9 protein-coding genes are annotated in these 13374 nt (G+C 42.0%); 2 read left to right on the top strand and 7 right to left on the bottom strand.

All coding sequences use genetic code 11. The annotated features are described in order from the left end of the window. Nucleotides 1-745 precede the first annotated feature (745 nt). From megL to putP, 3 genes are all read right to left on the bottom strand, one after another. The gene (gene megL / locus V1500_RS04120) at nt 746-1945 is read right to left on the bottom strand and encodes a methionine gamma-lyase (protein WP_409304337.1); all 1200 of its coding nucleotides are present in this window, start codon (nt 1943-1945) and stop codon (nt 746-748) included. A gap of 250 nt (nt 1946-2195) precedes the next feature. Next, the gene (locus V1500_RS04115) at nt 2196-3332 is read right to left on the bottom strand and encodes a DEAD/DEAH box helicase (RefSeq protein ID WP_409304336.1); all 1137 of its coding nucleotides are present in this window, start codon (nt 3330-3332) and stop codon (nt 2196-2198) included. A 213-nt stretch (nt 3333-3545) separates the two neighbouring features. Next, nucleotides 3546-5018, bottom strand: a complete 1473-nt coding sequence (gene putP / locus V1500_RS04110) for a sodium/proline symporter PutP (RefSeq protein WP_409304335.1) — start codon at nt 5016-5018, stop codon at nt 3546-3548. Nucleotides 5019-5434: 416 nt separating this feature from the next. Between putP and V1500_RS04105 the strand changes: the two genes are divergently transcribed. Beyond that, on the top strand, nt 5435-7516 hold the full coding sequence (locus tag V1500_RS04105; protein WP_409304334.1) for a molybdopterin oxidoreductase family protein: 2082 nt from the start codon (nt 5435-5437) through the stop codon (nt 7514-7516). 514 nt (nt 7517-8030) lie between these two features. On the opposite strand, the gene V1500_RS04100 is transcribed toward V1500_RS04105, so the two are convergent. Next, nucleotides 8031-8645, bottom strand: coding sequence for a general stress protein (locus V1500_RS04100; RefSeq protein ID WP_409304333.1), 615 nt, complete (start codon nt 8643-8645; stop codon nt 8031-8033). A 162-nt stretch (nt 8646-8807) separates the two neighbouring features. Further along, nucleotides 8808-9176, bottom strand: coding sequence for a VOC family protein (locus V1500_RS04095; protein ID WP_409304332.1), 369 nt, complete (start codon nt 9174-9176; stop codon nt 8808-8810). 427 nt (nt 9177-9603) lie between these two features. Between V1500_RS04095 and V1500_RS04090 the strand changes: the two genes are divergently transcribed. After that, nucleotides 9604-10608 carry an N-acetylmuramoyl-L-alanine amidase gene (locus V1500_RS04090; protein ID WP_409304331.1) on the top strand — a complete coding sequence of 335 codons (1005 nt, stop codon included), beginning with the start codon at nt 9604-9606 and terminating at the stop codon, nt 10606-10608. 86 nt (nt 10609-10694) lie between these two features. On the opposite strand, the gene treR is transcribed toward V1500_RS04090, so the two are convergent. Together treR and treC are read right to left on the bottom strand one after the other, a co-directional pair. Beyond that, entirely contained in the window at nt 10695-11405 is a 711-nt protein-coding gene (treR, locus tag V1500_RS04085; RefSeq protein ID WP_409304330.1) for a trehalose operon repressor, read from the bottom strand. Nucleotides 11406-11620: 215 nt separating this feature from the next. Then, on the bottom strand, nt 11621-13303 hold the full coding sequence (treC, locus tag V1500_RS04080; RefSeq protein ID WP_409304329.1) for an alpha,alpha-phosphotrehalase: 1683 nt from the start codon (nt 13301-13303) through the stop codon (nt 11621-11623). Nucleotides 13304-13374: the final 71 nt, after the last annotated feature.

Genomic DNA, 13374 nt, shown 5'->3' with positions numbered 1-13374 from the left:
TATAAGGTGTGAATTTTTAGCTCACTACATTCAGAGAACTTTTACTTTTAACTAAACCCGTTGTTATTTCTCACCCTTTATCTAAACTAGGTGGAAAATAAAAGATGTTATATTACGAATATGGCGGGTATCAGGATAGAGTCCCATTCAAAATATATCAGATTTAAGGAGGGCTCGCCTTGATTACAGCTGCTGATGTCGTTATATTTCTCTTCTCCTTTTTTCTGATATTCCCATTAGTAACAGTCATCCATTTGATTGGACATGTTTTTTTCGTTTCCCTCTTCGGAGGTGGCCGAAGGAGCGTCGTTATTGGCTGTGGAAGCACAATCATTTCTTTTCGGAAAGTCGAAATAAGAAAATATTACTTTTGGAACGGCTCCTGTGAGTTTACTTCTTTAAAATATGACAATCGGTTTACCAATATTTTCATTTATCTGGGAGGTGCCCTATTTAACCTTGCCAGTATGTTAGCTGTATATTTACTTCAACAAAACGGTATTCTGCAAACATCTTTATTTTGGTCCCAATTTCACTATTTTTCCTTTTATGTGCTGTTCTTTTCATTATTTCCGATGCATTTCTCAGATGGGAGCCCAAGTGACGGGAAAGCTGCCATACTGGCATTCAAGCGTTCCCACGACGGAAAATATACAGGTGATATTCACATAAAGTGATCTTCAAAAAAATAGCCTGTTAAAGCTGAAATTAAGTAATGTGAACCAGGATCACATTTCTTTATTTATTAAACTTTTTTCACCGTTAATTTCGAAATGGCCTGATCAAGGTCTGCCCAAATATCTTGCCATGATTCTAACCCAATGGAGAGCCGTACAAGCTGGTTCGTAATTCCCATTTTCCATCGGGCTGGTTCCGGAACGACGGAGTGGGTCATTGTTGCTGGATGCTGGATCAATGTTTCAGCATCCCCGAGGCTTACGGCTATTTTTATTAACTTCAGTTCGTTTAAAAACCTTTGGATATCTTCTTTGCTGCCCTTAATTTCGAATGAAATCAGCCCTCCGCCCTGCTTTAGCTGCTTTTCGGTTATATGGTAATCCGGATGCGCAATATCGCCCGGATAGTATATGGCCTCAATCATCGGATGTTGTTTTAACTCCTGAAAAATCTTTGCTGCATTTTCAGAATGGCGGTCCATGCGGACATGCAATGTTTTAAGGCCTCTCAATAAAAGCCACGCATCAAAAGGAGAAATAGTTCCGCCAATATCCTTCTGGGTAGTCATGGCCATGCTGGATATAAATTCTTTTTTGCCAACTACCAGACCGGCAATCACATCGCCATGGCCGCAAATATATTTCGTGGCACTATGCAGCACAATATCACAGCCAAGTTCTAATGGTCTCTGTAAATACGGTGTGGCAAAAGTATTATCTACTACAACAGGTATGTTATTTTCCTTCGCAACTCTGGCCACTAAAGCAAGATCGATCATTTTCATGGTAGGGTTGATCGGAGTTTCCACATAGATACAGGCTGTCTCAGGACGGATCATCTCCCGGATCTGCTGTTCATTACTCATTTCACAGAAATCGTGGGAAATTTTATATTTCTCTCTCAACATCTGCAGAAAGCCAAACGTGCAGCCATATAATCCAGGCGAGCATAGGATGTGATCATTTGCTTTTGTCAATGATATCAATACAGCGGAAACAGCAGCCATCCCTGAACTAAATGCTAGGCCGGCTTCCCCTCCTTCGAGGTGCGCAATTCGTTCTTCAAGAGCTCGGACAGTCGGATTTCCGAGACGGGAATAGATATAGCCATCCTCTTTCCCGGCAAATCGATTTTCTCCCTGTTCCGCTGTTTCGAATGTAAATGTTGAAGTCTGAAAGATTGGAGTGGCCAAACTGCCCAGATGATGCTTTGAATCATATCCCTCATGAATGACAGCAGTTTCCATGTGTTCATACCTTTTATCCATGATTCCCCTCCTGGCATTTTTCTATTTCTATTATAATACGCAGGAAACCCAAAAAGTGTAAGCGTTTTCAATGTTTCCTTAATGGATACAAATATGAAATAGGAAGGAAAGGAATTCTTCCTGGCTTTTTAGTTTCTGTATGGCAGATTTTATTAGTTATCCTGGTATTCTTAAAAATGTTCACTAACTTATTGCGGAACCCGGCATTTTTTACTCATATACAAAGAAGAGGACCTAAGAAAGGTCCCCATTATCGTTCATCCACTATTTCACCTTTGTAAAACTCTTTCCGTTTCACTTCAAGGTCAAGGTCTCGCGCAAGTCGCTTTAAATCCTTTTCTTCTCTTTGGTTGACAATAGATATAACGGTGCCAGAAGCGCCTGCCCTTCCAGTCCGGCCTGATCTATGGACATATTGCTCTGAGTTGATAGGCAGATCAATATGTACTACTGCCGTCAATCCTTTTATATCCAGTCCTCTGGCCGCTACATCAGTCGCAAGCAGGATGGGATATTGGCCCGAACGCAAATTCTTTATAGCCTTTTCACGCTGTACTTTATCTGACTCACCATGCAATACTCCAAATTCAGTACCTTTATATTGAAGTTTTTCGCTTAGTATTGTTAATTCCGCAATATCATTGACAAAACCCAGCGCTTTTATTTCCGGAAGTCTGATAATTTTTTCAAGAACCTTGATTTTATCCCTTTTCTCACAAACAAAATAAATATGGTCGACCTTATCATTCACATTTTCTTTTCTATCTATTCTGATTAGCTCGGGCTCTGACACAATCTCCTGCACAGCCTGCTCTGTATGGGGTGGAAGTGTCGCCGAAAACATGACAACCTGTCTATCCTTCTTTGTACTCTTCACAATGCTGCGGACCGTGTTCATGTGCTCCGGAACCATGAGCTGATCGCCTTCATCCAGTACAATAATCTTAACCTCATGCATCTTCAGCTTTTTCATATTAATTAATTCATTAATTCTTCCAGGGGTGCCTGCCACTATTTGGGGACGCTTTTTCAACTTTTCAAGCTGCCTGTTGACGTTTGCCCCGCCAATAAAGGCTGCTGCAGTAATTCCGCTTCCTGCGGCCCAGACGCGAACCTCTTCCGCAATTTGCATAACCAGTTCACGTGAGGATGCCAGGATAACGGCCTGAACGGATTTTTGATCTGGATTGATTTTTTCAAGGAGGGGCAGTAAATATGCCAATGTTTTCCCCGTACCTGTCGGTGACTCAGCAATTATATCCCTGCCTTCTAAAATAGCCGGGATTGCATTCAGCTGAATAGGAGTGGGATTCTCAAATCCGGACTTTTCCCAGGATGATTTAATAAACGGTTTCAATTCAGATAATATTTGTGGTGTATCAGCCATAATGTCTCCTTTAAATAACTTCGGTTTTCTTTTCTAGCAATCCCTTTATTCTATCATGTTACCATAGAGGCACATACCTTAAGAAAAAATAAATCAAATATTTGATTCCGAATATATCCTTATATGCATGATTACTTTTCTAGCATATCCATAAAAATTAAACAAAACCCTCCACAAAAAAAATCATCCCCTGGCAAAACGGGGATGATTTTTTTAAGGTAAACGCTCGACCGCTTCCTTAAATTCAGCCTCGATAGAAGGCACCGGTTTTGCGGTAACCAGGCTGACAATGATAATAGCGATCACTCCGGCGATGAAACCGGGAATAATTTCGTATACTTTATCGAGCTTTTCTACCTGCTCCCATACAATGACGGTTACTGCCCCAAAGACCATTCCTGCTAAAGCTCCCCACTTGTTCATACGTATCCAAAAGAGGCTCAGCAATATGACAGGTCCGAACGCGGCTCCGAAACCGGCCCAGGCATATCCCACTAGATCGAGTATGGTTTTATTAGGATGCAGGGCAAGCAGGAGTGCAATCATGGACACAGCGAGTACAGCGAAACGTCCAACAAGCACTAATTCCCTGTCGGAAGCAGAGCGTCTGATAAATGCCTTATAAAAATCCTCTGTTAATGAACTGGATGTCACCAGAAGCTGTGAGGCGATTGTGCTCATAACGGCAGCAAGGATTGCAGCCAGAAGGAATCCTGTTATTAAGGATGGAAACAGTTTCTCAGCAAGCACAATAAATACGGTTTCATGTTGCCCTTCCGCCAATGCCGGCCCGTTGATATTAAACCACGCAATCCCGAAAAGTCCTGTGATCATGGCACCTACGATTGAAAAAATCATCCATCCCATTCCGATCCGCCTTGCGCTCTTCATTTCTTTAACCGAAGAGATAGCCATAAAACGCACGATGATATGGGGCTGTCCGAAATATCCAAGACCCCAGGCAAGCAAGGAGATAATCCCAATGATGGTGGCCTCTCCATTAAATGCCTTTAATAGATCGGGATTGATCGAGGAAATCTCATCTAAAGTCCGGTCGAGACCCCCTATATCCATGACAGTTACTGCCGGTACCGTGATCAGAGCGATAAACATGATGGTGCCCTGGACAAAATCAGTCCAGCTGACAGCCAGGAATCCGCCAAATAATGTATAAAGAATGACTACACTTGCTGTAATCCAGATGCCCGTTGAATAATTCATATTAAAAGCTGTTTCGAATAACTGGCCGCCTGAGACCATTCCCGAAGAAGTATAAAAAGTGAAGAAAACAAGGATGACAAGTGCAGATGAAATGCGCAATATTCGTGAACCATCCTTGAAGCGATTCTCCAAGAAATCCGGGATCGTAATTGAATCATTGGCCACTTCCGTGTAAGTCCTTAGTCTTGGCGCTACATAAAGCCAGTTCAGATAAGCCCCTGCTGTTAATCCGACAACAATCCAGCCGCTGCTTAACCCAGTAAGATACATAGCTCCAGGCAAGCCCATCAAGAGCCAGCCGCTCATGTCAGAGGCCCCGGCACTCAAGGCTGTTACAGCCGGCCCCAGATCCCTGCCTCCCAGCATATAATCGGAAAGGTTCGCCGTACGGCGGTACGCCACGTACCCAATTGCCAGCATACCAATCATATAAATGGCAATAGATATAAAAACACCTTGTTCCATATAGTGCCCCCTCGATATTCAAAAAAATTTTCGTTAAAAAAATTATGCTTCTGTCTACATTAGCAAAAAAAACGACATAAGTTAACTTTTTTAATATGTCATGCTATTGCAGTTTCATCTCCAATAGGCATTGGAGGAACTGAATGCCTTTATATCTTAATGCCAAAGCAATGCTTACGAAATAATTCGAAACGCTTATGAAACTGCCACTACCCAATCATATTGTAATTCTCTTTATTATAATGGTTTACAGATACGGTACGGATTATTGCGCCAGTTATGGAAAATGCATTTGGAAGAACTCATGTATTGATAGTTTCCTTCAATTATTCTATTATTTAATGTAACTTTTATAAAATTCATGTAAATTACAGCTAACAGACGAGCTGTATCCATATAACAAGGAGCCAAAAAAGATGAAATCATATATCGATCAGCCAGATGGCATTTTTCAATCTGTTTGTTCGTTGGATTGTCCAGACCAGTGCGGCCTTCTCTTGCATAAAAAGGATGGAAAAATCATCAAGGTAGAGGGCGATCCCTCCCATCCGGTCACAAAAGGTAATATTTGTAATAAAGTCAGGAATATGACTGCACGAATAAATGATCCGAAAAGGCTGAAATATCCGCTAAAACGTGTTGGACCTAAAGGAAGCGGTTCTTTTGAGAGAATCAGCTGGAAAGAAGCGATCGATACAATCACTGCTAATTGGAACGAATTGATTGAACAGCACGGTCCGGAAAGTATATTGCCGTACAGTTTTTATGGCAATATGGGCAATCTGAGTGCTGAAGGAATGGACCGCCGTTTCTTTTACCGGCTAGGTGCAAGCCAGCTTGAGCGCACGATCTGCAATGCCGCAGGAACCACGGGTTATAAATATACGATGGGAGCAGCGCTTGGAACAGATCCCGAAGCTACCATTCACACGAAGCTGTTCATTTTCTGGGGAGTAAATGCAGTAAGCACAAATATGCATCAAGTCGCAATCGCTCAGCAGGCCCGAAAAAATGGAGCCAAGATTGTCGTAATCGATGTTCACAAAAATCAAACTGGCAGGTGGGCGGACTGGTTCATTCCAGTTTTGCCTGGAACTGATGCTGCCCTTGCACTTGGCATCATGCATATCCTGTTTGCCGAAAGCTTAACAGACGAAGAATTTTTAAAGAATTATACGGTGGGAGCCGAAGACTTAAGAGAGCATGTGAAGCAATACGCCCCGGATAGTGTATCAAAAATAACAGGAGTACCAGCTGAAGATATTTATAAGCTCGCGAGGATGTATGCCCAGACGTCACCATCCATGATCAGGATTGGAAATGGATTGCAGCATCATGATAACGGCGGCATGTGTATCAGGACCATTGCGTGCCTGCCGGCCTTAACCGGACAATGGCTTGTAGAAGGCGGCGGGGCCATGAAAGGAAATAGTGCATTCCTTGCCCATAATGCAGCAGCCCTCCAGCGGCCGGACCTTCTAAAGAATAAGAATACGAGAGTCATAAATATGAATGCTTTAGGAAAAGCCCTTATGGATGAAGAAAAACCTGTCCGTTCTCTGTTTGTATACAGTTCCAATCCTGCTGTAATCGCACCGAACGCTAATAAAGTGCGCGAGGGTTTAATGAGGGACGATTTGTTTACCGTTGTCCATGACCTTTTCCTTACAGAGACGGCACAATATGCCGACATCGTCTTGCCTGCGACCTCGTCCTTTGAGACGACGGATTTTTTTGCGTCGTACTGGCATCATTACATGCAAATTCAGCTTCCTGTCACCCAGCCATTTGAAGAAGCAAAGTCGAATGCTGACGTGTTCAGGCTTCTGGCTGAAGGCATGGGCTTCGCTGAACAAGCCTTTAAAGACTCAGATGAAGACATGATTAGACAGGCACTTGATAATCCTTCGAATCCTTATCTGGAAGGCATCACGTATGAGAGTCTGTTGGAAAATCAATTTGTGAAAGCAAAGGCAAAGCCGATTTTTCCTGGAAAATTGCCTACACCAAGTGGGAAAATCGAATTGTATTCCGAAAGAATGCTTAGGGATGGATATGATCCTCTTCCTACTTATAGAGAGATTGAAACAGACAGCGACCTGCCTTTCCTATTCATCCCGGCGCCCAACCACAATTTCCTGAATTCGACTTTTTCCAATAATGACAAGCATGTGTCATTAGAAAAAGAACCGAAACTCCATATGAACAGCGATGATGCTCTGAAGTTAGGAGTCCAGGATGGGGATATGGTTCGGATCTGGAATGGACGTGGTGAATGTGAGCTGAAAGCAGCAGTAGGTGATAATGTTCTGCAGGGTGTTCTTGTCAGCCAAGGCTTATGGGCAGACCGTCCAGGGGCCAAACAGCTTGTGAATGCCCTAACCCCGGACCGGATTTCGGATATGGGCGGAGGAGCGGTCTTCTTCTCCGGCCGGGTACAGGCAGAAAAAGTCTTGGTACAAATGGCTGACCTTCCAGTGCACGCACAGCAGGCATAAATTTAGAAGCGGGAATTGTTTGGGAGCACTGATAAGGTGCTCCCTTTTATAAAGATGTCATGCTGCACATGCAAACTTCCATTGCATGTCAAAGCCGTATTTTTCCCCTGCCGCCTTAACTGTTTTATATAGGGGCTTTAACTATAAGCAGTTCGAGCATAAATGATGTAATTCGAGCATAAAATCTCCAAGTCGAGCATAAATTTAGAATTTCGCTCACAAAATTACGTATCCCGCGCATAAAAGTTTAAAAATCGATCATAAACTTCTGTTCGGTCTATGAACATATCAACTTTCAAACCTTCCTAAAGCCTAACAGTAAGTGTTTGTGTACAGGAATGAAAAATTTCACATCAAATCTTTAGATTTTTAAGGCATTGGCCTATATTTACCCTAATTGATTTAATTCTCAGTCTAGGACCTTGGCCCGTTTTTTCTTAGTGTACTGTGTTCGCGGTACTGATTTTTCCTATATGTAAATTAAAACGGCTGCCATTATTGGCAGCCATTTTTATTATAATCTTCTTAAATTATCATTCGAACGCGGATAAGGATTGTCGGGATTTACTACATTGTCACGCCGGTTAAGCGTATCGCTGACCATACCTGCGCCTGTGCCGCTTCGGTCTGTATCGATAAAACCATCATCAGCTGTGGTAAAATTCGTATCTCCTGCGACAGTTCTTCGTGCATCAGGGTCAACTAGCACAAGCAGCTTGCCTGCTTTGACGTCATCTTCATAGCGTTCTGCCTCATCCTCAGGGATACCCATACCTATTAAAGCTCCAGCCAGACCGCCAGTTCCTGCTCCTACCGCTGCGCCTGTCAGAGTTGCCGCAATTGGTCCTGCCGCAAGAATTGGACCTATTCCAGGAATGGCCAGCGCACCTACACCGGCTAACAGTCCTGCGGCTCCACCAAGAATACCGCCGGTTGCTGCTCCCGCAGCCAGACCTTCTTCCGTTTTAGTGCCTGTCTCTTCATTGACTGCATCCACTTCATCGCGGTCTTTTGCTACTACAGAAATATCGTCCCTATGATAGCCTTGAGCTTTAAGATCCTCTACTGCTTGAATCGCTTCTTCTCCAGTATCATAAACTCCTACAACTCGTTTATCCATGTTATCCATGTAAATCTCCTCCTATCAAAGGTATTGTGTTTCTAATCTATACATACCCGCTGTAGAGGAAAATTAACGTGAAAAGATTTCCTTTTCCCCCAATAGGAGTTGCTAATTTCGACATATCTTATGAAAACCGTCACACATTAGCTCATTTTTTACGAGACTTTATCAAATCCATTCCAGAATCTCCATTCTATTTCCGAACGGATCGCTGACATAGATCCGGTTAGTTCCAGGCAACTTATCATCTTCAATAAATGGTATATCATGATGCTTTAAGTGAAGCTTCAAACTCTCTAAATTTTTAACTGAAAATCCTGGATGAGCTTTTTTTACAGGAGAAAACGGTTCTTCAATGCCTATGTGAATTTGATATGCACCAAACCCGAACCATACTCCGCCTCGAGCTTTTAGCAAATCTGGTTTTTCAATTTCTTTGAAACCTAGAATTCCCCCAAAAAACTTCCTTGCCGCTTCTTCTGATCCTTTAGGAGCTGCAAGCTGAATGTGATGGATAGATTCAAACATAAAACTCATTCCACAATCCTCCCTACGTTTTATAGATTAATTGTATTTCAAGCTTTTTGATAAGAAAATTCTATTTAATTTATACATTACAATAAGGATTTATTATTACGAATGATTGCAGTAGCTTTGAAATAAATTGGACGAAATAATTTTTGTTACTTTTCATAGTCTCTCATTTTCTCGTTTGTACAATTTGTAATTCTCTCAGGACGATGGTGGCATTACCTCAGATGCATTGTCTTAACAATTTTAAACTTCATCTTAAATTGCGTATCCTATAAGTCCCAATTCATGAGAAAACTAAAATAATATACTAAATTGTACCATTTCTTTATTAGTTCTTAATCCCCTGCCTTTTCCATAATTGGTCACTTATGATAAGAAACATGTGTTGTCTTCGACAACTTAGACATTTGAAAAGGTGGGGAAAAAGAAATTGAAAAATAAGTACCAACTTGTCGTTGTGGCTGCTGTCCTGATGCTTGTACTCTCCATAATGCCTCGGTCAACCGAAGCCGCGACAATCCAGAAAAAAGTGAGTGTGGACGTATTGAATATGCGTTCTGGTCCAAGTACCGGTTACTCCGTCATCTATCAATTAAAGAAGGGCCAGATCGTAAATGTTGCCCAGGAGCAAAATGGCTGGTCGAAGATTACCTATGGATCCCGAACTGGGTGGGTAGCATCACAGTATTTATCCCATATTACATGGAAAGGCTATGTAAGTGCTTCAGCTCTCAATCTAAGAAAATCTGCCAGCACGACAAGTACCATTATCGCTACGCTGCCTAAAGGTACATTTGTAAATGTCGAGCAGCAGGGTATTGGCTGGCTGAAGGTATATGTTCCAAGCAAAGGTTTAAGGGGCTGGGTCTCCTCTTCTTATATCACGAAGGTCAGGATTAAAGGAAAGGTCATTGTACTTGATCCGGGCCATGGGGGTGTCGACGGCGGTGCCAGCGGATCAACCCATTTGGAAAAAGAACTGAATCTCAGGACTGTTAAGGAACTGGCAATCCTTTTCCGCCAGGCTGGGGCCACCGTCATTTTGACACGTGAAGACGATCGATACTTAAGCCTTCAGGAACGCGTGGACGTTAGTGAAAAATATAATGCCGATGCCTTCATCAGCATCCATTATAATTCAGCTGGCTCTACTGCAAGCGGGGTTATGTCTTTTTATTACGACTCATCTAAGGACCAGGAACTGGCTAAGTATATCCAGGAGGGCATGGTCAAGGAAACCGGAATGAAGGATATGGGTGTGAGGTACGGAAATTTCTACGTACTTCGTGAAAACAGCCGTCCTTCTGTATTGCTCGAACTTGGATTCTTATCAAATCCGACGGAAGAAAAAAAGATTGCAACAATCACCTATCAAAGAAACGTTTCCAGAGGTATATTCATCGGGGTAAACAAGTATTTTTCTGTGTACAAGTAAGCCAAAAAGCTCCTTCGTATGGAAGGAGCTTTTTGCATTGTAACAGAGCACACATAAATTATCCAATGTAACATACAGCTTTATAACTACTTTCTCCGGGCAAAATCGACAAAACGGAACTTGTCCGGACGGTGCCGGGATTCAGTATATTGAAACAGGCTTGCATCATCGAGATAAACATAGTTTTTGACGACCACCATATTATGAAAACCGTCAATATCAAGGAGCCTATGATCTTCTTCAGATGGTTCCTCAACAGTGATTACTTTTTTTGCGAAGCTGATGGAAAGTCCCAATTCTCCTTCCAGGTATTCATATATGGAATTTTTACAGACTGTTTCATTCAGCGCGTCCACATACTTTTCAGCAAGATAATCCTTATCAAGAATGATGTTTTCCCCATCAATTTCCCGCACTCGCTGAACTTCCCAAACCATTTCATTTGATTTCAGTTCCAGCTGTTCTGCCACAAATTCATCCGGACTCCTTTGTCCGAAATAAACAACATGCGTTTTGGCACGCTTCCCCATTTTTTGTGTCAATTCTTTAAAGCTTGTCAGCCCTGAAACAGGAAAATCGTATTTTTTTACATCCAGCACTATGGAGCCTTTTCCCCTCACCTTGTGGATATAACCTTCCTCTGAAAGCATTTTCAAAGCTTTACGGATGGTTTCCCTGGAAGTCTGGTATTGAGTGGTCAATTCATTTTCTGAGGGCAACAGGCAACCTGTCTTCAATTTCCCATCAAGAATTTGTTCAGCAATTTGTTCATATATTTTCATATATTTATTATTCACTTATATCACCATTCCAAGTGTATCACTTACAAGTAAAGTTTAGGAAGAACAATATTTATAGATCATTCAACTTCTGCTTCTTGGAGATTACTGTAAAAAAAAAGCCCGGGTGCAAAATTCATGAACCCGGGCTTTGGCGGTACAAATTCATACATTAGTATACCAATACAAAAATTTAGTTATCCTTTTCGTGGCAAGCAGCAGACTCTAATAGATTACTTCCTTTTCAGAAGATAAACAACTGATTCATAAGGCCGGAATCGTACTTGCTCGCTAATCTCAGGTATATCAGCGTAATTTGCTATCAATGGCTGAATTTCATACTGCTCAAGATTGATTCCTTCTGGAAGAGCGAAAACAGCCTCTTTTCCGTAAAAGTTATTAACTGACAAAAGAATTTCACCATTGTATTCCCTTTTATATATGAATAATTCGCTGTGGTCGCGATCCAATAGTTCATAATCGCCGTAGGTGATAATGTCATATTCCTTCCTCAGGGCGATAAGCTTCTTATAATGATAAAAGATGGAATCTTTATCTTTCAGGGCGTTCTCCGCATTGATTTTTTCATAGTTGGAAGCAACGCTGATCCAAGGATTCCCAGTAGTGAAGCCTGCATTTTCGCTTGCATTCCATTGAACAGGGGTACGGGAATTATCACGTGACTTCTGTTTTATGATCTCCATGATTTCCTGTTCTGGTTTCCCCAGATCCTTCATGATTTGATAATAGTTCAATGTTTCGACATCACGGTAATGAATGATGCTGTCAAACTTAGGATTGGTCATCCCGAATTCTTCACCTTGATATACATACGGAGTACCCTGCATCATATGAATCGCCGTCGCAAGCATTTTAGCGGATTCTTTGTGATATTGCTCATCATTTCCGTAGCGGGTGACGCTACGTGGCTGATCATGGTTATTCCAGAATAAAGCATTCCAGCCTCCGCCCTTTTGCATTTCAACCTGCCATGTTGACAGGATATCCTTCAAAGCAAGGAAATCAAATTCACCAATCGCCCATTTCTGTCCGTTAGGATAATCTACCTTCAAATGGTGAAAGTTAAAGGCCATGCTTAGTTCTTCGCTTTCAGGATTAGTGTATCTTATACAGTCCTTGATGGTCGTCGATGACATTTCACCGACTGTCATCGTATCATACTTGGACAAAACCTCTTTATTCATTTCACGAAGGAACTCGTGCACCCGAGGGCCATCTGTATAAAATCTTCTTCCATCACCAGGAGGAATTTCTCCATTATCATTCGGGAAGTCCTGGTCTTTGGAAATCAGGTTAATAACATCCAGGCGGAAACCATCAATACCTTGTTCAAACCAGAAGTGCATCATGTCATACACCTCTTTGCGAACCTTTTCGTTTTCCCAGTTTAAGTCTGCCTGCGATACATCGAATAGATGCAAATAATATTGTCCAGATGTTTCATCCAGACGCCATGCCGATCCGCCGAATTTTGAAATCCAATTATTCGGTTCCGCTCCATCAGCTGCGTCCTTCCAAACATAATAATCCCGATAAGGATTATCCTTTGAGGAGCTTGCCTGCTTGAACCATTCATGCTCTGTCGAGGTATGGTTAACCACCAGGTCCATGATGATTTTTATCCCCCTGTCATGTGCTTCATTAAGCAATCGTTTAAAGTCCTCCATCGTTCCATACTCTTCCTGGATCGAATAGTAATCACTGATGTCATACCCATTGTCTCGCTGGGGGGATTTGTAAACCGGTGTCAGCCAAATGACATCAACCCCAAGCTCCTTTAGATAATCCAGCTTTTCAATGATTCCATTTATATCCCCGGTACCGTTGCCTGTAGTATCATTAAAGCTCTTCGGATAAATTTGATAAACCGTTGACTTTCTCCACCATTCCTTCATGGTAACACCGCCTAATTCAATACTTTTTAATGATGTAATTATGACGCACAGGTATGTGCTAATATCGACAT

The sequence above is a fragment of the Peribacillus sedimenti genome, from assembly GCF_046237635.1.
Taxonomy (GTDB): domain Bacteria; phylum Bacillota; class Bacilli; order Bacillales; family DSM-1321; genus Peribacillus; species Peribacillus sedimenti.
Note: the sequence above shows the minus strand (reverse complement) of the source record. Positions and strands in the feature narration are given on the sequence as shown.